General features: G+C 59.4%; 22 protein-coding genes and 1 tRNA gene. 12 read left to right on the top strand and 11 right to left on the bottom strand.

Annotation, left to right across the window (positions count from 1 at the left end):
- Positions 1 to 313: 313 nt before the first annotated feature.
- Positions 314 to 469 (top strand): hypothetical protein, encoded by a 156-nt coding sequence (locus tag BIND_RS21705; protein WP_158304403.1) that lies wholly within the window; start codon positions 314 to 316, stop codon positions 467 to 469.
- Between the two features lie 76 nt (positions 470 to 545).
- On the opposite strand, the gene BIND_RS18000 is transcribed toward BIND_RS21705, so the two are convergent.
- The 5 genes from BIND_RS18000 to BIND_RS17980 form a co-directional block, all read right to left on the bottom strand.
- Positions 546 to 1,943 (bottom strand): NAD(P)(+) transhydrogenase (Re/Si-specific) subunit beta, encoded by a 1,398-nt coding sequence (locus BIND_RS18000; RefSeq protein ID WP_012386445.1) that lies wholly within the window; start codon positions 1,941 to 1,943, stop codon positions 546 to 548.
- Between the two features lie 4 nt (positions 1,944 to 1,947).
- Complete coding sequence (locus BIND_RS17995; protein ID WP_012386444.1) at positions 1,948 to 2,409, bottom strand: proton-translocating transhydrogenase family protein; 462 nt, start codon at positions 2,407 to 2,409, stop codon at positions 1,948 to 1,950.
- 66 nt (positions 2,410 to 2,475) lie between these two features.
- Positions 2,476 to 3,618 (bottom strand): Re/Si-specific NAD(P)(+) transhydrogenase subunit alpha, encoded by a 1,143-nt coding sequence (locus BIND_RS17990; protein WP_012386443.1) that lies wholly within the window; start codon positions 3,616 to 3,618, stop codon positions 2,476 to 2,478.
- 420 nt (positions 3,619 to 4,038) lie between these two features.
- A complete protein-coding gene (locus BIND_RS21480) occupies positions 4,039 to 4,185 on the bottom strand; it encodes an aa3-type cytochrome c oxidase subunit IV (RefSeq protein WP_148210687.1) in 147 nt (48 codons plus the stop codon).
- 236 nt (positions 4,186 to 4,421) lie between these two features.
- The gene (locus tag BIND_RS17980; RefSeq protein WP_012386441.1) at positions 4,422 to 4,697 is read right to left on the bottom strand and encodes an accessory factor UbiK family protein; all 276 of its coding nucleotides are present in this window, start codon (positions 4,695 to 4,697) and stop codon (positions 4,422 to 4,424) included.
- A 236-nt stretch (positions 4,698 to 4,933) separates the two neighbouring features.
- Between BIND_RS17980 and lgt the strand changes: the two genes are divergently transcribed.
- The 3 genes from lgt to pgeF are packed head-to-tail and all read left to right on the top strand — an operon-like array spanning position 4,934 to position 7,696.
- Positions 4,934 to 5,761, top strand: a complete 828-nt coding sequence (lgt, locus tag BIND_RS17975; protein WP_012386440.1) for a prolipoprotein diacylglyceryl transferase — start codon at positions 4,934 to 4,936, stop codon at positions 5,759 to 5,761.
- On the top strand, positions 5,758 to 6,918 hold the full coding sequence (locus BIND_RS17970; protein WP_012386439.1) for a class I SAM-dependent methyltransferase: 1,161 nt from the start codon (positions 5,758 to 5,760) through the stop codon (positions 6,916 to 6,918). Before lgt ends, BIND_RS17970 begins: the two co-directional genes overlap by 4 nt.
- Positions 6,919 to 6,925: 7 nt before the next feature.
- Positions 6,926 to 7,696 carry a peptidoglycan editing factor PgeF gene (pgeF, locus tag BIND_RS17965; protein ID WP_012386438.1) on the top strand — a complete coding sequence of 257 codons (771 nt, stop codon included), beginning with the start codon at positions 6,926 to 6,928 and terminating at the stop codon, positions 7,694 to 7,696.
- 9 nt (positions 7,697 to 7,705) lie between these two features.
- Here the strand turns inward: pgeF and BIND_RS17960 are convergent, their stop codons facing one another.
- Together BIND_RS17960 and carA are read right to left on the bottom strand one after the other, a co-directional pair.
- The gene (locus BIND_RS17960) at positions 7,706 to 8,398 is read right to left on the bottom strand and encodes a class I SAM-dependent methyltransferase (protein ID WP_012386437.1); all 693 of its coding nucleotides are present in this window, start codon (positions 8,396 to 8,398) and stop codon (positions 7,706 to 7,708) included.
- Between the two features lie 44 nt (positions 8,399 to 8,442).
- On the bottom strand, positions 8,443 to 9,663 hold the full coding sequence (gene carA / locus BIND_RS17955; protein ID WP_050764220.1) for a glutamine-hydrolyzing carbamoyl-phosphate synthase small subunit: 1,221 nt from the start codon (positions 9,661 to 9,663) through the stop codon (positions 8,443 to 8,445).
- A 605-nt stretch (positions 9,664 to 10,268) separates the two neighbouring features.
- Between carA and BIND_RS17945 the strand changes: the two genes are divergently transcribed.
- The 3 genes from BIND_RS17945 to BIND_RS21475 all read left to right on the top strand — a co-directional run bounded on the left by BIND_RS17945 (position 10,269) and on the right by BIND_RS21475 (position 12,472).
- Positions 10,269 to 11,753 (top strand): sensor histidine kinase, encoded by a 1,485-nt coding sequence (locus tag BIND_RS17945; protein WP_148210686.1) that lies wholly within the window; start codon positions 10,269 to 10,271, stop codon positions 11,751 to 11,753.
- 145 nt (positions 11,754 to 11,898) lie between these two features.
- Positions 11,899 to 11,975: transfer RNA gene (locus BIND_RS17940), tRNA-Arg, on the top strand.
- Positions 11,976 to 12,277: 302 nt separating this feature from the next.
- Positions 12,278 to 12,472 carry a hypothetical protein gene (locus BIND_RS21475; protein WP_148210685.1) on the top strand — a complete coding sequence of 65 codons (195 nt, stop codon included), beginning with the start codon at positions 12,278 to 12,280 and terminating at the stop codon, positions 12,470 to 12,472.
- A 5-nt stretch (positions 12,473 to 12,477) separates the two neighbouring features.
- On the opposite strand, the gene BIND_RS17935 is transcribed toward BIND_RS21475, so the two are convergent.
- Complete coding sequence (locus tag BIND_RS17935; RefSeq protein WP_012386434.1) at positions 12,478 to 13,248, bottom strand: alpha/beta hydrolase; 771 nt, start codon at positions 13,246 to 13,248, stop codon at positions 12,478 to 12,480.
- A 226-nt stretch (positions 13,249 to 13,474) separates the two neighbouring features.
- Here BIND_RS17935 and BIND_RS17930 point away from each other — a divergent pair, with 226 nt between their 5' ends.
- The 3 genes from BIND_RS17930 to BIND_RS17920 all read left to right on the top strand — a co-directional run bounded on the left by BIND_RS17930 (position 13,475) and on the right by BIND_RS17920 (position 15,451).
- A complete protein-coding gene (locus tag BIND_RS17930) occupies positions 13,475 to 14,413 on the top strand; it encodes an AraC family transcriptional regulator (protein ID WP_012386433.1) in 939 nt (312 codons plus the stop codon).
- A 337-nt stretch (positions 14,414 to 14,750) separates the two neighbouring features.
- On the top strand, positions 14,751 to 14,999 hold the full coding sequence (locus BIND_RS17925; RefSeq protein ID WP_012386432.1) for a type II toxin-antitoxin system Phd/YefM family antitoxin: 249 nt from the start codon (positions 14,751 to 14,753) through the stop codon (positions 14,997 to 14,999).
- Complete coding sequence (locus BIND_RS17920; protein ID WP_012386431.1) at positions 14,996 to 15,451, top strand: type II toxin-antitoxin system VapC family toxin; 456 nt, start codon at positions 14,996 to 14,998, stop codon at positions 15,449 to 15,451. Before BIND_RS17925 ends, BIND_RS17920 begins: the two co-directional genes overlap by 4 nt.
- A 214-nt stretch (positions 15,452 to 15,665) precedes the next feature.
- On the opposite strand, the gene BIND_RS17915 is transcribed toward BIND_RS17920, so the two are convergent.
- The 3 genes from BIND_RS17915 to BIND_RS17905 all read right to left on the bottom strand — a co-directional run bounded on the left by BIND_RS17915 (position 15,666) and on the right by BIND_RS17905 (position 19,814).
- The gene (locus tag BIND_RS17915; RefSeq protein WP_012386430.1) at positions 15,666 to 16,952 is read right to left on the bottom strand and encodes an MFS transporter; all 1,287 of its coding nucleotides are present in this window, start codon (positions 16,950 to 16,952) and stop codon (positions 15,666 to 15,668) included.
- A gap of 350 nt (positions 16,953 to 17,302) precedes the next feature.
- On the bottom strand, positions 17,303 to 18,499 hold the full coding sequence (locus BIND_RS17910) for a pyridoxal-phosphate-dependent aminotransferase family protein (protein ID WP_012386429.1): 1,197 nt from the start codon (positions 18,497 to 18,499) through the stop codon (positions 17,303 to 17,305).
- 487 nt (positions 18,500 to 18,986) lie between these two features.
- On the bottom strand, positions 18,987 to 19,814 hold the full coding sequence (locus BIND_RS17905) for a GntR family transcriptional regulator (RefSeq protein WP_012386428.1): 828 nt from the start codon (positions 19,812 to 19,814) through the stop codon (positions 18,987 to 18,989).
- A gap of 411 nt (positions 19,815 to 20,225) precedes the next feature.
- Here BIND_RS17905 and BIND_RS17900 point away from each other — a divergent pair, with 411 nt between their 5' ends.
- Entirely contained in the window at positions 20,226 to 20,870 is a 645-nt protein-coding gene (locus BIND_RS17900) for a thiamine phosphate synthase (RefSeq protein ID WP_012386427.1), read from the top strand.
- 47 nt (positions 20,871 to 20,917) lie between these two features.
- Positions 20,918 to 22,033: a tetratricopeptide repeat protein gene (locus tag BIND_RS17895; protein ID WP_244395917.1), complete on the top strand. Its 1,116-nt coding sequence runs from the start codon at positions 20,918 to 20,920 to the stop codon at positions 22,031 to 22,033.
- Positions 22,034 to 22,874 lie beyond the last annotated feature (841 nt).

Genomic DNA, 22,874 nt, shown 5'->3' with positions numbered 1-22,874 from the left:
ATCATAGATTCTCGATACGTCACTTTAAAACCGTATCCACTTGTCCTCATTGAGCCGCGACGAGTCGCGCTTCAATGAGGGTGGATACTAGCGGGAAACAGGAGGTCGCCCATGAATTTCAAATCTCTATGCGCTGGGGCCATTGTTGCTGGCCTACTCGGCATGACATCCCTATCGCCGGCTTTTGCAATCAATCCAACGGGTACACAGAATACGCAGGCCGGTGCGCGTGGGCATAACGCGCCTTCTTCCGCTGACCCGACGCCCGGGGTCATCGCGGGTCATCCTCATGCCAATATTACGCATGGGCACCATGGCAACCGACATTCAACAGGGGGTGGCCAGAGATATCACCACCACCATCACCAGCATCATCATCGTCAACGCCATCATCTCCATCATGAACATCCGGCAAACCAGAACCCACGGATGTGACGGATCGATCGTGGCGTGCCCCGCCCTAGCCTGAAACGGCAAAAAAAATCCACCGGACTTTGCCCGGTGGATAGAAGAAACGATGAGAGTCTTGTCGAAGGGACGTTCGCTCAGGCCAGAGCCTTAATGATCGTCTCAACCACTTTCTTGGCATCGCCGAAGAGCATCATCGTGTTATCGCGGAAGAATAATTCGTTCTCGACGCCGGCATAGCCGGAGCCCATGCCGCGCTTAACGAACAGAACCGTCTTGGCGCGTTCCACTTCGAGAATGGGCATGCCGTAGATCGGGGAGGCCTTGTCGGTCTTGGCCGCCGGATTGGTGATGTCATTGGCGCCGATCACGAAAGCGACGTCGGTCTGGCCGAATTCGGAATTGATGTCGTCCAGCTCGAACACTTCATCATAGGGCACATTGGCTTCTGCCAGCAGCACGTTCATATGGCCCGGCATGCGGCCCGCCACCGGATGGATCGCATAGCGGACCTCGACGCCGTCCTTTTTGAGGATATCGGCCATTTCACGCACGGCATGCTGCGCTTGCGCCACCGCCATGCCATACCCAGGCACGATAATGACATTGGCGGCATTTTTCAGGATATAGGCGGCATCCTCCGCGGAACCCTGCTTGACGGGACGCGTCTCGACCGCACCGCCGGCAACGGCCGTCTCGCCGCCGAAGCCGCCGAGAATGACCGACACGAACGACCGGTTCATGCCTTTGCACATGATATAGGACAGAATCGCGCCCGACGAGCCGACCAAAGCGCCGGTGATGATCAGAGCGAGATTACCGAGGGTGAAACCGATGCCGGCTGCGGCCCAGCCGGAATAGGAATTCAGCATCGAGACGACGACCGGCATATCGGCGCCGCCGATCGGCACGATGATGAGCAAGCCGAGCGCCAGGGAGACGAGAACGATCAAGCCGAAGACCAGATGGGATTGGCTGGCCACGAAGGCGATGACCAGCAAAACCAGCAAAGCGGTCAGGCCGATATTGATCGCATGGCGTTGTGGCAAAAGGATTGGCTTGCCGGACATGCGGCCGTCGAGCTTCAGGAAGGCGATGACCGACCCTGTAAAGGTCAGCGCGCCGATGGCCGCGCCGATCGACATTTCGACGAGGCTCGAGCCATGGATCTCGCCCGGTTGGCCGATGCCGAAAGCCTGGGGCGCGTAAAGCGCGCCGGCGGCGACCAAAACGGCGGCAAGACCGACCAAAGCGTGAAAGAAGGCGACGAGTTGCGGCATATCCGTCATGGCGACGGTGCGGGCGCGCCAGGCGCCGATCGCCCCGCCAATGCCGAGGCCGACCAGGACCAGGACCCAGGCGGTCAGACTTGCTGGCGGCCGATAGGCGAGCGTCGTGAGGATCGCGATCGCCATACCGGTCATGCCGAAGAGATTGCCGCGCCGGGAGGTTGCGGGCGAGGACAATCCGCGCAGGGCCAGGATGAAGAGAATACCCGCGATGAGATAGAGAAGGGCGGCGAGATTGGCGTTCATCGCATCATCCCTTCTTCTTATACATGGCGAGCATGCGCTCGGTGACGAGGAATCCGCCGAAAATATTCACCGAGGCGAGGATCAGGGCGATGAAGCCGAATAACCGCGCCCAGAGCGTGCCCTCACCGGGGATGCCATCCATCGTATCCGAGGCGAGATCGACGCCGACCGACAGCAAGGCGCCGACGACAATGACCGAGGAAATGGCATTGGTGACTGACATCAAGGGTGTATGCAGGGCCGGGGTGACGGCCCAGACCACAAAATAGCCGACGAATACGGCAAGGATGAAAATTGCCAGCCGGAAGACAAAGGGATCGATACCGCCGCCGGCGCCATGGGCCAGGGCGCCGAGGCTCAAGGCGATCTGGTCGGCGTAGGCCTGCGCCGACTCGGCCGCCTGGCGCGCCGCCTCGGCGGCGGCCTGAGCTCGTTCAAGCAATTGCTGGTGGGTTTCCGCCGCCATCAGCTCATACTCCTATGGGTTTAATACCAAGAGTCGGATTTCGTGGATCTCGGTCTTTATTTGCCGTCACGCCGCGGCCGGCTGGAAATTCGGATGAACCAGGGCGCCGTCCTTGGTCAGCAAGGTCGCCTTGACGAGTTCATCCTCGTCATTGATGGCAAGCGTCTTGGTTTCCTTGTCGATCAGAGTTTCGGCAAAGGCGAGGAGGTTGCGCGCATAGAGCGCCGAGGCCGTCGCGGGCTGTCGCGCTGCGACATTGAGATGACCGATGATGCGCACGCCGTTCTCGGTCACGATGGAGTTGCCGGGCTTTGACAGCGCGCAATTGCCGCCGCGTTCGACGGCGAGATCGACGATCACGGAGCCGGCCCGCATGGATTTGACCATGTCGGCGGTGATGAGAATGGGCGCCGGCCGGCCGGGAATCAGCGCCGTCGTAATGACGATATCCTGTTTGGCGATATGGCTCGCGGTGAGTTCCGCCTGTTTGGCCTGATAAGCCGCAGACATCTGCTTGGCATAGCCGCCTGCCGTCTCGGCCTGTTTGAATTCCTCGTCCTCGACGGCAATGAATTTGGCGCCGAGCGACAGGACCTGTTCCTTGGTGGCTGGCCGCACATCCGTCGCGGTCACGATGCCGCCGAGCCGGCGCGCCGTGGCAATGGCCTGGAGACCGGCGACGCCGACACCCATGATGAAGATCTTGGCGGCCGGCACCGTGCCTGCCGCTGTCATCATCATTGGAATCACGCGGCCGTAATCCTCGGCGGCGTCGATCACCGCGCGATAGCCGGCCAGATTGGCCTGGCTCGAGAGCACGTCCATGACCTGTGCGCGGGTAATGCGCGGCATGAGCTCCATGGCGAAGATACGCGCCTTGGTCGCGGCCAGCGCCTGCAAGGCGTCGATATGATCATAAGGGTCGGCGATGGCGAGAATGGCGGCGCCTTCCTTGACGCCGGCAAGATCGGCGGGATCTGGCCGGCGTACACGCAGGATGAGGTCGGCGTCACGCAAGGTTGTCGCGGTATCCGGCCCGACCGTGGCGCCCGCCGCGGCATACTCCTGATCGGCAATGCCGGATTTGGCGCCGGCCCCCGCCTGCACCACGACATCGGCGCCGAATCCAATGAATTTCTTCACGGTTTCGGGTGTGGCCGCCACCCGGGCCTCCGCCGCATCGGTCTCCGATGGAACTGCTATCCGCATGCAAGACTCCGGGATGCTTGGACTCTACCTGAAAGCATGATGCATTCATACGAATGTGCAATCAGACTTGAGTATTATGTTCTAAATTTTTGAATGTATTTTCACTTCAGCCAGATTATTGGACGCAACTCGTGCGGACAGGTCGAAGGCTCTCGGCCCGATGGGACCAAGTGCGATCGAAATACAGCACCAAGAAAGGAAATAAAGGATCGGTCCGCGGGAACCCGTGCGGGAAAGCCCGTGTATGTCCACCCTGATGTTATTGATTATTGCCGACTCGCTGCCCCAAACGCGTTTGCGCGCGTCAAATTTCCATGGGCCAGGGAGCGAATCGGAATGATGATCGGAAAAGGCTCCGATACGCTCTCCAACGGCAAAGAAGGAGAGCGAGGATGACGGACTTGGTATTCGCCGGTCTTGTCAGAGCGTGACGAGGGCCAGGACGACCAGCAGGAGGATCGAACCGACGATGGTCACCTTCACCATGCTGATGAAGCGCTGGTAGGTCCTCTCATGTTCCGGATAATCCATCGCGGGAATGCCGCCGACGGCGGGATTTGCGCTCATGGTCTGTTCCTTGAATTGGGCTATTGAAGTGGGTGGGACGTGTTCGGTGATTTGAAACGGCAGGAATCTGGTCTGATAAAAGGCTCCCTTGGCGCAAAAGGCAAGAGGACCAAGGCGGGAAAAGAGCGTGCGGGCGGCGAAATGAGGGCCGCCCGTCGGTTTGAAAAGCGTTCGATGGCGAGACATTGGGTGTCGTGGGGGCGTCGCGGGGCCGGGCCCAAAAAGCGCATTTTCCCTCACGCGAGAGGGTCTTGTTCCTCGGGAAAGGCACGGGCCAGGCGCAATTCCAGTGCGGCCACGCGAAGCGCCAGTCTATCGTTTTCGTCGCGGGCCAGGATGGCCATCTGTCGCACCGCTTCGAACTCCTCCCGGCTCACGACATCCATCGAGGCGAGCAGCCGGTCGATCTGGCCCTTGGCCATGGTTTCCACCTCGCGCCGCATGCCTTGTGCGACATCCGAGGCATCGGTCATAAGCCGCGTGAAATCATCGAAGAGCCGATTCTGGGGCATTTGTTTTTTCTCCATGGATATAGGCTAGTTTATCCCGATCGCGTGGCCGCGCCAGCCGGATTGGGAAGAACCTGTCTCGCTCGCTTGACGCATGGCGGGTGGGATAGCATCACCGCATGAATTTTTGGAACGGTGTGTCGATCCCGAATCGGGTGTAACGCTTTATCTTTCTGAAAATGCATCAAGTTCACCAAAAAGTCTGTCCATTCCTGGTCTTGATGCTGTAGGGATTTCGCATGCCCCTTATGCTCGTCTATCCGGCTATTGATCCGGTGCTGGTCTGGCTCGGCCCCTTGCCCATTCGCTGGTACGCGCTCGCCTATATCGCTGGCCTGCTGCTCGGGTGGGCCTATGCGCGCCGTCTTGCCGCCCAGCCGGTGCTCTGGGGTCGCAGAACGCCGCCGTCAGCGCTCGAGGTCGATGATCTTCTGGTCTACGCGGCCATGGGCGTCATTATCGGGGGGCGTCTCGGCTATGTCGTCTTTTACAATGCCGATTTCTATCTCGAACATCCGCTCGAAAGCTTGAGCCTCTGGAAGGGGGGCATGTCCTTTCATGGCGGGCTGATTGGCACGGCGCTGACCATCGGTCTGCTCGCCTGGCGGCGCTCTATTCCCCTCGCCGTGCTCACCGATCTGGCCGCGGCGGCGGTGCCAATCGGGCTTTGCCTTGGACGAATCGCCAATTTCATCAAGCCCGAACTCTGGGGACGTGTGGCGGATCCTGACTTCGTGCCTTTCGCCATGGTGTTTCCCGGCGCCGGTTCCCTGCCAAGGCATCCAAGTCAGCTCTATGAAGCCTTTTTCGAAGGCATTGTCCTGTTTGTGATTCTCTTCATCGCCATTCGTCTTGGCGCACTGCGCCGGCCGGGCCTCGTCACTGGTCTGTTCGCGCTGGGTTATGGCCTGGCCCGGATCGGTTGCGAATTTTTCCGCGAGCCGGATGCGCAATTGGGCTTTCTGTTCGGCGGCGCCACCATGGGCATGCTCTTGTCCCTGCCCCTGGTGCTGATTGGACTTTTCCTAGTCATCCGGGCCGCGTCCCCCAAGCTGGAGACAGCATGAACGAGGTTTTTTCCGACCCCACGCCTTTGCAGCGGCTGATTGCCGAAATGATTGAGCAGGAAGGTCCGATCAGTCTCGAACGGTTCATGGATCTCGCCCTCTATCATCCGGCCTTTGGCTATTATTGCGCGAAAATGCCGCTTGGCGCCGAGGGCGATTTCGTGACCGCCCCGGAAATCAGCCAGATGTTCGGCGAATTGATCGGTCTATGGGCGGCGGAAGTCTGGCGCACCATGGGGGCACCGGCGCGCATCGCCCTGGTCGAGTTCGGACCGGGGCGCGGTACCTTGATGGCCGACCTTTTGCGGGCGGCGCGTGCCGTGCCGGCATTTTCGGCGGCGATCGAGGTTCATCTCGTCGAAGCTAATCCGGTTCTGCGGCGTGTGCAGGAGCAAATTCTGGCGGGGACCGGCCACCCCTTGATCTGGCATGAGAGCATGGACATGTTTCTCGCGGGTGGAGAAGAGACGCCTGTCCTCTGCATCGCCAATGAATTTTTCGACTGTCTGCCCCTGCGCCAATTCATTCGCGGGCGAGCGGGCTGGCACGAACGCCTGGTCGGCCTTGCCGCTGGAGGCGGCTTCCAGTTTGGTCTTGCCGCCGAGGCGGCGCCTGAACTCACGGGCATTGCGGCTGAACCCGGGGCGGTGCTGGAAATCAATGCGGGAGCCGTTTCCGCAATGCATCGGCTTGCAACGCGCATCAGCCGCGTCAGTGGCGTCCTCTTGGCGATCGACTATGGTCATGCCGCGCCTTCTGGCCGTTTCGGCGGCGGCGAGACTTTGCAGGCGCTGCGTCATCATCGGCGCGTTGACCCTCTCGAAGCGGCAGGGGAGGCCGATTTGACGGCCCATGTCGATTTCACGCGCCTCACTGAGGCGGCGCGGGCGGGCGGCGCCGAGATTTACGGCCCCGTGACGCAAGGGGAGTTTTTGTGCCGGCTCGGCCTCGTCGAACGCGCCGAAGCTTTGGCGCGGCGTGCCAATCCGCAACAGATGGAGGCCCTTCACATGGCCGTCGCGCGCCTGGCGGGGGATGATTTTCCCTCTTCTGGCCTTGCCGGCGACCAAGGGATGAGTCTCCAAGCCGGCATGGGGACTCTGTTCAAGGTTTTGGCCGTGACCGCGCCGGGATTTCCCCTCCCACCAGGATTTTGAGGATGTTATGAGCGAAGCTTTGGCTCTGCAGGCAAAACTATTGGAAGCCTTGCCGGTCAGGCATGGATTCTTCACCCGCCAGGGCGGTGTCTCGGAGGGACTCTATGCAACGCTCAATGGCGGCGTCGGCTCGCGCGATGCCGTCGAGGCCGTGACCGAAAACCGCCGGCGCATGGCGGCATTGCTGTCCGTCGAGCCACAAAACCTGCTCGTGCCTTATCAGATCCATTCGGCCGATGCCGTCATCCTTGATGCGCCTTTCACCGAGCGGCCCCGCTGTGATGCGCTCGTGACCGCGACGCCCGGCCTGGGGCTCGGCGTGACCGGGGCCGATTGCGGCATTATCCTCTTTGCTGATGCGGAGGCCAAAGTGATTGGCGCGGCTCATGCGGGTTGGAAGGGGGCCTTGGGCGGCGTGCTGGAAGCCACGCTCGATGCCATGGAAAGCTTGGGGGGACGGCGGGACAGAACAGCGGCCGTGCTTGGGCCGACGATCGGCCCCGCAAGCTATGAAGTCGGGCCGGAATTTTTCGAGCGTTTTCTTGACTGTGCGCCCGACCACGCGCGTTTCTTTACCCCTTCCGAGAAAGAGGGGCACAAAATGTTCGATCTGCCGGGCTTTATCGGGATGCGCCTGGTGCAAGCTGGTATTGGTGCGTTTGAAAATCTCGGCCTGGATACTTATCGGGAAGAAGAGCTCTTTTATTCCTATCGCCGCTCGGTGCATCGCAACGAGCCGGATTACGGCCGGCATGTCGCGGCGATTGCGCTGGCCTGAAGCAAAGGGTCAAAGCCTGGTTGCGATATAAGTCACGCGGGCCTGATTATGGCCGATATTGCGCGGAGCGCGCCGGCCGGCAAAACCATGCGCGGCGAGCATGTCCATGATGGTGGACTCATCATAGGTCGAAAGGCCGATTTTCTGCCGCAGCCGACGATAATCGGAAAAGAAAGTGACGGCGAGACCGCGGAGGGCCGCGACGAGAAAACCCCCTTCCCGCGCGAAGCCGAGGAGCGAAGTAATATCGGTCACGGTATGGGCGCCGGGCGCGATGACATCGCCGAGGATCAATTGGCCTCCAGGCGTCAGCAGGCGGTGCCAGACATCGAGCAAGGCTTCGCATTCCTCGCGCGACATATATTGCAGCACGGAGAGACACAAAATCGCATCGATGCTTCCCGGTGCCAGGCCCGCGAGATCCGCATCGTCCAAAGCCTGGATGGAGGCGCTGCCGGCGAAACGCCGTTTAAGGCCGGCCTGAACGCTTGGCGCGGCGTCATAGAGGGAAAGCCTGCCGCAATGCGCGGCGATGCGCCGGGCTTCATAGGCCTCGCCGCAGCCATAATCGAGAAGATGCAGAGGCGGGTCCGGCAAAAGCGCGAGAAGATCATTGGCAACCCGCGCGAAATGCAATTGCTTGTGTCGCGCATTCACATAGATCGAGTGATCGTCGCGGTCCCAGAACAGACGCCAATCCATGCCGTTCTCTTCCCTGCCCGAAATTGCCCAGGGTCCGATGACGCTCAGGCCTTCGCCTGTTCCATCAGCGTGACGAAACGCTGGAAGAGATAATGACTGTCGCGCGGGCCGGGTGAGGCCTCAGGATGGTGCTGCACCGAAAAGGCAGGACGGTCGGTGAGCGCAATGCCGCAATTGGTGCCGTCGAAAAGAGAGAGATGCGTCTCGACTGCTTGTGGCGGCAAGGTTTCGATATCGACAGCGAAGCCATGGTTCATCGACACGATCTCGACCTTTCCAGTGGTCTTGTCGAGGACCGGATGATTGGCGCCGTGATGGCCTTGCCGCATTTTGTGCGTTTTGGCGCCAATCGCCAGGGCCAGGATCTGATGGCCGAGGCAAATGCCGAAGGTCGGGATTTTACGCTCCAGAAGATCCTGAATGATCGGCACCGCATATTTGGCGGTTTCGGCGGGATCGCCAGGGCCATTGGACAGGAAAATGCCGTCCGGCTCCAGGGCGGCGATCTCTTGCGCTGATGCGGTGGCCGGGACGACGGTGACCGCGCAGCCCGCCTCGGTCAAGAGCTGCAGGATCGAGCGCTTGACGCCATAATCAATGGCGACAACACGATGCCTGTTCTCGCCATTGTTGGGCTGCAAGGCACGGGCGGGAAGGATGCCGGTTGCCGTCCATTCATGCGGCTTGCTGCTTGTGACGGGCGGAACAAGATCCATTCCGTCTATGCCGTGCCAGGCCGCAGCCTTGGCTTTCAGGGCCTCGATGTCGAAAATCCCATCCGGATGATGGGCGATGACGGCATTGGGCATGCCTTTTTCGCGGATCAGCGTCGTTAGGGCGCGTGTATCGATGCCGGAAAGGCCGATGATCGAGCGTGATTTCAGCCAGGCGTCGAAATGGCTCGTCGAGCGATGATTCGAAGGATTGGTGATGGGTGCGAGAACGATCAGCCCGCGCACGCTCGCTTGCGCCTCGAAATTGGTCGTTTCGAAATCGTCTTCGTTGGTCCCGACATTGCCGATATGCGGAAAGGTGAAGGTGACGATCTGTTCAGCATAGGACGGGTCGGTCAGGATTTCCTGATAACCGGTCATCGCGGTGTTGAAGCAGACTTCGGCGACGGCCTCGCCGATGGCGCCGAAGCCCGAGCCTCGCAGGACGGTGCCGTCGGCGAGCACCAAAACGGCGGTCGCGACCGGCTTGCTCCAGCCTTTGGCTTCATCTGTCCGCAGTGGGAGGGGAGAGCTTGGCAAATCCTGCGTCATGCGCGCCTTGAAATCGGGTTTAAAGGGCTCGATCCAGAAATCCACGCGCGGACGCTCACGCCCCCGGGGCTCAGTCGCCCCCGACCCAGACCATGCGGACGGACCAGTGACGGAACGGTTGCGGAAGTGGATCTTTTCGCGTGCTCATTTCCAATGCAACTGGACGGTCGCAGCACGCGCACGTCTATATAGTGTGGAATTTTGCCAAAGGAAAAGAATTTTACGAGTCACGCCGTAACGAGAATGATAAGTTCGTAAAAATCCGACGCTTCGAAATCGCGGTTCCCTCGAGTCAAGGGCGGAAAAATGGACAATATCAAGGTGTTGGCCATCCGTGTGCTGCATGCGGCTCTACGCGGGCGTTTCGTCGGCGTTTTGTCCCCAGGCAATAGGTCTTGCATAAAAGCAAGCGCGGAGGCAGCCGACCACGCCCCTTGTATGAAGGGCATTTTAGGCACAAGTTTTCAATCGCAAGGTTATAACCACGCCCAATAGTCCTGATTCATCCTCTCGAGAGCAAGGCACATTTGCTTGAAAGCCCATCTTTCTTCCGTGCCTTTCAAGTCCTTGCTCAGGGGTTTTTGGGTTCGTCCATGGCTGAAAGCATGACATCCGTCAGTCCCGATCATATCGCGGAAGCCACGGCTCATGAACCGCGCGCGCACAAGGCTTTGCGCATCGGGCTGACGACGCGCGGGTTGCTCTTGATCATGATCTTCGTCTTCATCGGCGAAACCTTGATCTTCTTGCCAGCGCTTTCGACATGGCGCGATGGCTGGCTGCGCAATCGGCTGAGCGCCGCCTATACCGCCGCCTTGGTGCTTGATGCATCGCCGCGCGCCATGACGCCGGCCAATCTTTCGCAGGAATTGCTGGACAGTGTCGGCGCCCGCATCATCGTCCTGAAATCACACGGGACCAAGCGCATGCTCGCTGCGGCGCAATTGCCTCTGGAGGTCGACGAGACCTATGACCTGCGCCATACGGATCTCCTGACCTCCATCCGCGCGACGATGCGTGCCCTGCTTGCCCGCCCTGACCGTGTTCTGACGATCGTCGGCGACGCCCCGATGGGCGGTGACGCGATCGAGGTCACCATGGACGAAGCAAAGATGAAACGGGTGTTCTCCGATTATTCCTTGCGTGTCCTGACGATCACCCTGACGCTCTGCATCCTCGTCGGCGGCATGGCGGCGATCGCGATCCAATCCTTCATTCTCAATCCCGTGCGCCGCCTGACCGAGAGCCTTGTGGACTTCGCCCAGAACCCCGAGGACCGGTCCCGCATCATCCAGGCTTCCGGCCATAATCACGAGATCGGCCAAGCCGAGGTGGCGCTCGCCAATATGCAGGACCGGTTGGCGCGTGAGCTGAATCAGAAGAAACATCTGGCGGCTTTGGGGCTCGCCGTGGCCAAGATCAATCACGATTTGCGCAATATGCTCTTTTCCGCGCAATTGCTGTCAGACCGTCTGGGCGATGTCCCAGATCCCTTGGCGCAGCGTTTGGCGCCCAAGCTGGTCGCGACGCTCGACCGGGCGATTCGTTTTTGCCAGACGACGCTTGCCTATGGCCGCGCCGTGGATGATCCGCCGCAGCCACAACTTGTGTCCCTGCATCAAATCGTCGCCGAGGCGATCGAGACCGTCACGCTTTCGATGCCGTGCAAGGTCCGCTTCATCAATGGGGTGGAGCCAGATTTCGAGGTGGTCGCCGATGGTGAACAGATTTTCAGGGTCTTGATGAATCTGGTCCGCAACGGCGCGGAAGCTTTAACGAGTGTCGAGGCGACGCTCGGCCGTGATCCCTACATCATGGTCAAGGCGTGGCGCGAGGACAATCACGTGATGATCGATGTCGCCGATAACGGCCCAGGTGTTCCGAACCGGGCGCGGGCGGATCTCTTCGTCGCCTTCTTCAATTCGACGCGAGCAGGCGGTTCGGGTCTTGGCCTAGTGATTGCCGCCGATCTCGTGCGCGCGCATGGCGGCACGATCAGCCTTCTGCCCGATGCGATGACGGGAGGCATTGGCGCGACCTTCCGGATCGCCCTGCCAGATCTGATGGAAACCACGACCGTTCGGATGTGAAGAGGCTTCGAAACAAAAGAAGCGTACGAACCGTTCAGCTCCCTATTGCCAGAAGCCGCGCGAGCCGTTAAATGGTCACAAATCTTGAGACCTTCTCCCAAATCGTGCAAGGCACGAGGATTGAAGCAAGGCCAATCTCAAGAGGGCGCCCGTAGCTCAGCTGGATAGAGCACTAGACTACGAATCTAGGGGTCAGGAGTTCGAATCTCTTCGGGCGCGCCAAATTCTGCAGATGACTCAACTCATTGCGCATAATCACCGAACGTACGCTCTCGTATCCGGAAGAGGCGCAGCCGCGCGCAAGAGAGCGTAGAAATGGCGGCGTTCTGCGGCAGAAAAGTTCGTATCGCCGCCGGCCGAGTATAGCGAGGAGTGCGCCCCATGTCGGTCGTAGGGGCTGTATTATCGAGCACCTGAAAGCGGATGGCCGGGTAAATCAACAGCTTGTCAGGAGCGGGATGGGAAACGAACGGGCGGTTCTGGACAGAGGGTCTGGAAAGAAGCGCTTATTTGTTCGAGCGACTATGGCGTCAGTGCGTCCCGCCCTGGTGCTGCTCTGTCGTTTCCTAGGTCCTTCCTGGTTCGGCTGTTGGATCGAGCCCGCGGGGCTTGACCGTCATACGGTCCCTTCGACCGTGCCCCGTTTGGGCGAAGGAAACTGGGAACAACGAGCACGCGACGCCGCCACCGGAGAGCCGGCGGCGGCGTCGGATTATTGACGACGTTACCTGGCCCCTGCCGCAGCTTCGATGACCGCGGCAACCTCAGCGGCATGCGAGGCGAGCGAAGCGTGGCTTCCCTTGACCGTCGTCACCTTGGCCTTGATCCGCTCGGCGAAGAAAGCCTGCGCATGCGGGTCGAGAACCTGATCCTCGGAAGTGAGCACATACCAGCTCGGCTTGTCGTGCCAGGCGGTAACTTCCGTGGCTGCGTCGAACGCGGTGTGACTGATCGGCATCTGGTGGGCCGCCAAATGCTCCCCGACTTCCTTGGGCAGGTCGCCGGCCACGGCGCTGGGGAACACCGCGGGGTCGATCGTGAGGTAGCCTTTGGCGTCGGGGCGGATCGCCTTGACGCCTGGTGTGGCGGGTCCGTGCGCCGCCAGGGCGGAAACCGTCTCGCCCTTGTCCGGTGCGAAGGCTGAAACATAGACCAACGATGCCACCTTCGGGTTGTCGCCGGCTTCGCCGATCACGACACCGGCCCAGGAGTGCCCCACCAGGACCGTCGGACCGTCCTGTGCGTCAAGCACGGCGTCAGTGGCGGCCACATCGTCAGCGAGCGAGGTCAGCGGGTTCTTGACGGCAGCGACGTGGTATCCCTTGGCGGTGAGGATGGCGGCGACGCCGTCCCAGCTCGTCTCATCGACAAAGGCGCCATGAACCAGCACGATATTCTTGATGGCCTTTGCGGGCCGAGCGGTTTGGGCAAACGCCGGAACGACGCCCAGCATGGCTGTGGAGAGAACGAGGGCGGACATAAGAAGGGTTTTCATTTTGGTGCTCCATTGGCTGCGCATGAGCGCAGTTGATTTGCGTGCAGATAATCTGCAATGCTGTCGGCGGAGTTTCCGTCGGACCGGTAAAATCTGGCGTCGGCGGTAACATCCCGGTTTATCTGCATATTTCGTCTCTGAAGACCTCTTGAACTTACGGTTTGGCGACATGGAACACCATGATCGGAACCCCGCAAGACATGCTCCATCGTCCGGATTTGGGGCCATGCTCGCCTCTCGAGTCGATTTGTTGTCCCAAATGCTCGACCTCGTACGGCTACACGGGGAATTGGTGTTTTCCGCCGAGTTGAGCCACCCATGGGCGCTGCGGTTCGAGCCGGGGTCGGCCTATTTCTTCGTGGTCCTGGAAGGAAGCTTGATCGCGCAGGCGGCCGACGCTCCCCCCGTGAAGGCGGTCGCAGGCGACCTCGTCATGCTGCCGCGAGGAACCGGCCATATCCTCGGCGATGGCAGCGATGCGACTGCGGCAGACGCCGCCGACTTGATGAGAGAGCAGTTCACGGCAGAACAGCTGGGTCTTCGCCATGGCGGCAATGGCGAACAGACCAGGGTTATCGCCGGGGCATTCCATTTCGAGAGCACCGCCGTGCCATGGGTCGTCTCAGCCCTTCCGGCCGTGATCCATATTGCAAAGTCGGGCGGCCAGACTGGCGGATGGCTCGAGGGATTGGCCTATTTCATGATGATGGAAGCCCAGGTGGTGCACCCCGGCTCTTCGGTCATGATCTCGCGCCTCATCGACGTTCTGATCATCCGCGTCATCCGAACCTGGGCGCAGACCAAGAACGCCAGCGACACAGGATGGCTGGGCGCGTTGGGGGACCCCCGCATCAGCCGCGCCCTCAAGGCCATTCACGACGAACCTTTCCGCAAATGGAGCGTGGCCGACCTGGCAAACGCGGCCGGAATGTCCAGGTCCAGCTTTGCCGAAAGGTTCTCTTCCCTGGTCAAGGAAGCGCCGTTGTCCTACCAGAATCGATGGCGGCTCACCCTTGCTCACGGGCTTCTCAGCCAGGCCAATGCCCGTGTCGGCGATGTCGCCAGGCAGGTGGGTTACGACTCCGATGCGGCTTTCAGCCGAGCGTTCAAAGCTCAATTCGGGATTCCTCCCGCCGGTATTAAATCAGCAGTTTCACAGTCATAGTGCCGATATTGACCAATCGGAGGTTCTCCGCGCCGAATGGCGGCTTTGAGAAATCGCGCGGCGGCTGTCCCAGATCGGAGGGATGGGAGCGGACAGTCCGCAGTCGGCCCCATTGCAGACCTCGTTCATGGCGCGGTCGCGTAGAGCTTAAATCTTTCCCGACCGCATCGCGCCCTTGCGGCGTCGGGGTGTTTTCGCGGCACTGCGGTGCGGGGCCAGCCGGCTTAAAGGAGGGCTATCGCGTAGACATAGTTCTCATCATCACCCGGTGCGGTTGAATTTTGGCATTGGAAGGACTATTGTAGTCATAAGTGACTACTTTGTGGCGGGTTGTCCGATGCTGACCATCAATCTGAAAGACGCTAAGGCAGGCTTTTCCAGTCTTGTCGATGAAGCCATCAAGGGCGAGTTCGTGACAATCACCCGTCACGGCAAGCCTGTCGCTGCCTTGGTTTCCGTCGAAGCGGCAGAGATCGCGCGCAAGGCGATCGAGCGGAAACGCTCCGGCCTTGTCGCCTATCTCAGGACCTTTCCTGGTGGAGAGTTCGAACGTAACCGTGCACCCTCGCGGGATGTCGAGCTTTGACTGGGTTTCTTCTCGACACCAACGTCATTTCGATGCTCTCACCCTCGCGGGCCGAGGCCTCCCCAGTGTTTCTCGACTGGCTGGAACGCATGGACAACGAAGGCAGGCTGTTCCTGCCGGTTGTCACGATCCACGAGATCGAAAAGGGGATTACGCTGCTCGAGCACAAGGGAGCGATTGCAAAGGCGGCGGGCTTGAAGGTCTGGCTCGCCGGTCTGGTTTCCACTTATGACGACAAGATCATTGGCCTCGACGCCTCTGCGGCCGCGATTGCCGGACAGTTGGAGGCCAAGGCGATCTCTGCGGGACATGACCCGGGAATGGCAGACGCTGTCATCGCAGGCATTGCGAAAGCGCATGATCTCCACATTGTCACCTGCAACATGAAGCATTTCTTGCCATTCGGCATCGCGGTGTCGTTACCAGATGAGGCGGCCGGCCGCACAGGATAATGGCGGACGTTTTCAGGGGAGACGGATCACCCTGCGGCTTTCAGTGATTCTTGTTTGACTCCTTCCATTCGGTCTTGGCGCACTCACGAAGCCTTCGTCCCTTGAGAACCAAACAGCGATCAGAATCAAACAAGCATCGGCTCAGCGACCGCGGAGCCGATGCTGTCAAAACTCAGGCATTAAACTGAAGCGCGGCTCGCTCCAATGTCTGTTTTCATTCTGCAGGAAGCGGTTTGGCAAAGGGAACCGAGGGGTCCTTGTCAGTGAGCTGCTTTTCGGGATGCATCAGGAACGCGGAGAAGGTGCCGATCAACAGAAGGCCAATCGATATGTTGAAGGGCAATTTCCAATTGCCGGTCATATCGATGACGAGCCCGATCGCCAGTGGCGACACGATCGCTGCCGCGGCCGAGCCGATATTCATCAGGCCTGCCGCTGTGCCGGAGAATTTCGGCGCAATGTCCATGGGGATCGACCACATCGGGCCGATGACCAGTTCCGCGAAGAAAAAGCCCGCGGTCAGGCACAAAGTGACGATCGTCCTGTCGGTGATGACAAACAAAGGCAGCAGCGACAGGAGGGCGCCGACAAAACCCGGGACGACGACGCCGAGCCGCGCGAGACGCAGATTCCCGGTCCTGTGTAGAATGCGATCCGAGATCAAGCCGCCGAGCGTGTCACCGACGACCCCGGCAAAGAAGATGCCGAAAGCGAACAAAGCCGAATTCTGGATGTCGAGATTGAAATTGTTCTTGAAGAACAAAGGGAGCCAATTGAGATAGAGCCAGAGGCACCAGCCATAGCAGAAATAGGTGAGGGTGACCGGCCACATCTGGCGAGCCAGCGGTCCCCATGGCACCTTGGGCTTAATAGCACTTTCGGTGCGAACCGGCAGGGTTTCCAGTTCCGCTGCCTGGATATGCGGATGATCCTTGGGATCGTTGCGGAAGTACCAGACCCATGCAAGGCTCCAGATGAAGCTCAGGACGCCGAGCAGGATGAAGGATCCGCGCCAGGTCGTGGCGATCATGAGAGCCGCCACGATGGGCGGCGTCACGGCATTGCCGAGACGGGAAAAGGCATGGGTCAGCCCCTGTGCGAAGCCGCGCTTGCCGATGGGCACCCAGGATTGCATCGAGCGCGTTGCCGTCGGGAAGGTCGCGCCTTCGCCAAAGCCAAGGAGGAGACGGGCGAGGACCAGGCTGGTCAATCCGCCGGCGAACCCTGTGAGAATCGTCGCGATCGCCCAGGTCACGCCGCACCAGAACAAGGTCTGGCGCGGGCCGCAATGATCACAAATCCAGCCACCGAAAATCTGAAACAGCAGATAAGGGTAGGCGAAAGCCGAGAAGACGAAGCCGAGCTGGATATTGGTCAGCCCGAGATCTCTCTGAATTCCGCTGGCCGCTGTTCCTATATTGACGCGATCAACATAGGTCAGAAAATACATGACGCACAGGAGCGCCAGGACACCGTGCGTTGCTTTCGGTTTAAAGCCCATGCCTATCCTCCCAGCGCCTTTTTCCTTGGCGGTTCATGGAGCTTGAGTACCAAACCAAAAGTGGTGCTCACTTTTGGATAAAGTTGAGACGCATTCAAAGATCGAGAGCATCGCGCCCGATTCCGGTTTCGAGTGACGCACTCATGTTCCAAGTAACGCATTCATGGATCCGCGCTTGCGCGGACGCATACGTGTCATGCTCACGACAGTTTTCGAACGCGATCGCCGAACTCTTGTCGCCTACCCGCTTTTCGTAACGGACAGGCGACAGATGGGCGGGAGAAGCTGCTTGCGGCTTCCCGGCCGGACAAAGCGGTCCCAAAAGGAAGAAGGACGCGCGTTCGTGAGGCTCATTCGGCCGCCAGTTGCGATACGGCGGTGTTTAGATCGCCAAGGGCCTGCATCGCCGCAAGAACACCTCCGGCCTTATGCGGAACGCCCGCCGCGGCCAGACCCATTTCGACGCCGCCGAGCGTGCCGATGAGCGTGAGTTCGTTGCATTCGCCGAGATGGCCGATGCGGAACACCTTGCCAGCGAGATTGGTGAGGCCGGCGCCGAGGGACATATTGTATTTTTCGAGAACAAGGGCGCGGAACTGATCCGCGTCATGGCCCTGTGGCATGAGGATGGCGGTCAGGACCGGCGAATATTCGGCCGGTTCCAGGCAGAGAATTTCGAGCCCCCAGGCCCGCACCGCCGCGCGCGTGGCGGCGGCCAGGTGCTGATGGCGGGCAAAGACCGTGTCGAGGCCTTCCTCGAGAAGGATCTTGATCGCCTCGCGCAGGCCATAGAGCAGATTGGTGGCCGGCGTATAGGGGAAGAAGCCATTGGCGTTCGGCTTCAGCATTTCTTCCCAATCCCAGTATGAGCGCGGCATTTTATTGGTTTTCGAGGCGGCGAGCGCCTTGTCGGAAATCGCCGTGAAGCCGAGACCCGGCGGCAGCATCAGGCCTTTCTGGGAGCAGCTCACCGTGACATCGACACCCCATTCCTCATGCCGATAATCAGCGGAACCCAGCGAGGAAATCGTATCGACCATCAAAAGCGCCGGATGGTTCGCCTTATCGATCGCCTTGCGGATTTCGGCGATGCGGCTGATCACGCCGGTCGAGGTTTCATTATGGACGACCATCACCGCTTTGATCGATTTGGGTTTGTCTTCGGCCAGTTTGGCCTCGATCGCGGCCGGATCGGCGCCGTGACGCCAATCGCCGGCGAGGAAATCGACATCGAGCCCCCAGCGGCCAGCCATTTTGCGCCAAAGCGTGGCGAAATGGCCGGTTTCGACCATGAGAACCTTATCGCCCGGCGACAAAGTGTTGACGATCGCCGCTTCCCAGGCGCCGGTGCCGGAGGAAGGATAGATCACCACCGGACCGGACGTTTTGAAGATGGTCTGGCAGCCCGCGAGCACTTCACGGCCCAAAGCGCCGAATTCCGGGCCGCGATGATCGATGACTTGCATGGAAAGGGCGCGCAGGATGCGCTCAGGCACCGGGCTCGGACCGGGGATTTGCAGAAAATGGCGTCCTTGCTGCGTCGTCATGGCGTTCTCCCTCAATGCGGCCCTGTCTGGAGGAGCAGTGGATTGATGCCTCAGAATTGCATTCATTTTTTGAGATTGCAATTGGCTCAAGAGGGGGAAAGCGTCAGAGACGGGCTCGCTAGCCTGTTTCTAGAGGGGAAAGTCTGAGTAAAACACGTCGAATTTCTATCGAAAGAGAGAGTGGCCTGGTGATTTATGAGCGTTCTTGACCCTGTTACGTCTCAGCTCATCAGCTAAATTGAATTCAAAAATACGTTTATAAATGTATTTTTATAATTCAATTTTAGTGAATTGCTCGCAGTGCTGCCCAAAGCCGCTTCGAAAGGAAATGCATGATAAGGATTTTCGTGGATTCTCTCAGGAGAGCGATGGCGCTGCTTCGTCTCGCGGGAACCCTGCCCCGGCCGGGCTGAAATCGCCTGCAATGATCATCACACGATTTTGGGGAATGGCGCGCAGCAAACTTGTCAGTTGCGCAAGATATTGGTCAGCGCGGTGGGCTTTCCTGTGGCAGCGCGGTGTCCTGTATATCCTCGCCGTGTGCAAGCACGCTCGGTTGCGCCATGGGCTTGAGCCTGGACTTGCCTTTGGGTTTGAGAGCCTCGGCATTCGCCAGTTCGAGATCTGTGGAATATTCGACGGCGGCGATCTGTTTGTTGCGTAGGTGATGAAACAAGATCTCGCTGAGATCCTGCGGCGCGCGGCGGCGCAGGGCATCGAGAATGGCCTCATGCTCACGCATGGCCTCGCCCCAGCGGTCGCGGTGCCGGTCGAGATTGGCCGAATAGCGGAGCCGGCGCAGGCGGCCGACGAAAGCCGCATAGGTTGCTGCGAGCACGGAATTATGCGCGGCCTCCACGATCATGCGATGGATGTCCTGATTATATTTGAAATATTTGCTGAGGTCGCGGCGCAGGTAACAGCCATACATTTCGTGATGCGCGGCCTCGATGCGGAGAAATTCCTCCTCGGTCAGATTTTCGCAGGCCAGTCGGCCAGCCAGGGCTTCCAGCCCGCCCATCAGATCGAATAATTCGCGGATTTCCTTGACATCAAGCGGCCGCACGCGGGCCCCCCGGTTCGGCAGCAATTCAATCAAACCCTCGGACGCGAGGACCTTGAGCGCCTCGCGCAAGGGCGTCCGCGAAATGCCGAATAAGGCGCAGAGCTCCTTTTCTGGCACGCGCGCGCCTTCGGCGATCTTGCCCTCGACAATATGATCACGCAGCCTCGCAAGGACTTCCGCATGCAGGGAAGGGGAAGAGGCCGATGCGTCGGCCACGGCCTCGGGTTCCACGCCAGCCAATGTGTCCATACCCTTCGCGTTTCTCGTCCGATCAAGCCTGCAAGATCACGAAATACTCTCCATCTCTCCGTTTTAAGGGATAATTCTTGCCCGGAAAGCTTAGCTTTGGAGGTATGCTCTAACAAGCCTATGGGAATCCGCGCGCGAATTGAGAATCGTGCCTCGGTAAATGTCCTCATTCTCATATTTTACTTAATGTCGTCCAAGCAAGATTTCTGCCTCGATGGACTGTCGTTTATTCCATCACCATTGGTGAGTCACAGGCGTGGGGATGCTCTAAGTCTCTATAAACGCATCAACTTATCCAAAAGGGGTAGATGCTTCCAAGTTTGATGCTATAGGAGCATATTTCCGGCCAAAATTCCTGGCAGTCCAGGCTGATAGGTCTGCAAGCCCTTTTTCAAAGAGTTCTCCTCCGCAATGTCCGATGCCGCTCCGCGTCTTTATCTCATCACGCCCTTGCTCGACGAGGCGGAGGCCTTCGCCCCTCGCCTCAAGGCGGCGCTCGACGCCGGCGATGTCGCCTGCCTCCTGCTGCGGATCGCCGATCAAGCGCGTGGTGACGCCAAGACGATCATTCGCGCCCTCACGCCTTTGGCGCAGCAAAGGGGTGTTGCCTGTTTGATCGAGGACGACACGCAATTGGCGGCGCGCGCCGATACCGATGGCGTCCATATCGAGGCCGATCCCGAGACGCATAAGGATGTTCTCGACGCGGCGATCGCGGCCATGCAGCCGCGCCGCATCGTGGGCGTCGGGGGGCTGATGAACCGTGATGCGGCCATGATCGCCGGCGAATCCGGCGCCGATTATCTCATGTTCGGCTTGCCGGATGTCGAGGAAAAACAGGAAGACCTTCTCGAACGCATCGCCTGGTGGGCTGAAATTTTCCAGGTTCCCTGCGTCGGCCAGGCGCATCGGCTCGAAGACGTGCCGGCCCTCGTGCAAGCGGGCGCCGATTTCATTGCGCTTGGCCGTATCGTCTGGGAGGATCCGCGCGGTCCCGCTGCCGTCATTGCCGAGGCCATGGAAAAATGCACTTCGAGCCCCATGCCCGCCCGATGATGAACAGGGTCAAAAGCGGCTGCGAGCATTCTTGCAAGAGTCATTGGATGAGAAACAGGGTTTTGCCGGTGAGCCTGGCCTTCAGTCTTGCCTTGCTCAGTGCTGGAATGGATGCGCGGGCACAAGGACAAAAGGCTGGCAAGAGTGTCCCTCTCGCGCCGTCTGAGGCTCCCCTGATCTCTATGCCCTTGAGCAATCCCTTGAGCGCACCCATGGGCGCTCCTTGGGGCTCTTCCATGTTGATGCCTAAAGCGACCTCGTCACGGCAAGAGGGCGTAACGCTGGCCTCGCCCATCGATACGCCCGACAAGCCGGGCGAGGGGCGCCCTGACGGTGATCTCGCCTTTGGAGCATTTCAACGCGGCCATTACACGACGGCCCTGCGCGAGGCCATGAAGCGCATCGATGCAAATCCCAATGATGGGGCCGCCATGACTCTCATGGGCGAGCTTTATAGCCAGGGGCTGGGCGTGAGACGCGACGCGACCGAGGCGGCGCGGTGGTACAAGCTCGCCGCTGACCGGGGTGATCGGCAGGGCATATTCGCGCTCGCCAGCGCCAAAATGCGTGGGGACGGCGTGCCGGAAGACCGGCCGGGCGCCAAAATCCTCTTCACCCAGGCGGCCGAGAAAGATCATGCCGGCGCTCTCTATAATCTCGGCATTATGGCGATCGAGCATAATGGCGTCGCCTCGGATTTCGTGACGGCGGCGCGTGATTTCGAAAAATCCGCCAAGCTCGGCGATGCGGCATCGGCCTATGCCTTGGGGCTCCTCTATCGCAACGGCAATGGCGTCGAAAAGGACGAGGCCCGCGCCGCGTTCTGGATCGGCCAGGCGGCGGATAATGGCAATATCGAGGGCCAGATCGAATATGCGATCATGCTGTTCAATGGCATTGGTGTCGAAAAGAATGAGGCGGCGGCCGCCAAATATTTTCTGAAGGCTGCGGTGCAGAACAATCCCGTCGCGCAAAATCGCCTGGCGCGACTGCTGATTGCCGGCCGGGGCGTGGCGCCCAATCCCGTCGAAGCGATGAAATGGCATTTGCTGGCACGCACCGCGGGCCTCAAGGACGCATGGCTTGACGCGGAATTGAACAAATTATCGCCCGATCAGCGCAAGGCGGTTGAGGCGGCGCTGCGCCAATATGTCAGCAATTGACCCGAGCCGATGGGCTCTTTTGGTCAATAAAGAAAAGTAAACAGGATATATTGCGATGAAATGTCGCTTATTGCTTCCTGTTGCGCCTCGCGAAGAGCTTACAAATCCAGAAAAGACGTCCTGGTTCCCGGGGCCATAAGCCGCATTGATCCCCTTTGTTTTCCCCGATAGTCCAATAAGAGGTTGATTTCGCAAGGATCCAACATGGCCAGCAGGCAAAGCTGAAGGTTGGGGTCGAATGCGGAGCAATCGTCGCTCCTCGCCGTGTCATCACGCGGATAAGGACGTTCTATTCGTTTCTGGAGCTTTCCCTTTTTCAAGTGAAAAGCAAAAATTCCAGAATATTCCAACGATCACTCTTTATGGTTTTTGCTATACTATAGAGCGATAAAATATTCTCTGCTTCCTGCAATAGGAGAGGCAATCCCTATTGCCGCGTAAACTTGGAGGTGTGTCCAATATGATCAATAATCAAGCCAATACTTGGCTTGATATCGACTATATATAAAGAGAGTATGCTAATGAATTCTTGTCCGACATGCGGTCGGCCAAAGATGGATCGTGTTATTTATCTTGGCCTTCCCGGACGCCTGTGCCGCACAGAGGGATGCAATACGCTTCTCGGGCCAGCGTCTTATGCTCCCCCCGTGACCTATATCAATGCGAATGGGGAACGCGATTTTCACTTTCAGCCTTATGAAGGGTCTTATTTCAAGGGGCTGTGGCTCTGGATGAATGCGATATGGCGCAGGCAGCTTCCAGAGTTTCGGACCAAGCATGCAACGGCGCTCGCCATTGCCCATCCACTCTCCCGGCAGATAGTCGATCGGCATTGGATCAA

The sequence above is a fragment of the Beijerinckia indica subsp. indica ATCC 9039 genome (genome assembly GCF_000019845.1).
GTDB lineage: Bacteria > Pseudomonadota > Alphaproteobacteria > Rhizobiales > Beijerinckiaceae > Beijerinckia > Beijerinckia indica.
The sequence above is the reverse complement of the archived record's forward strand: the minus strand, read 5'-3'. Positions and strand labels throughout refer to the sequence as shown.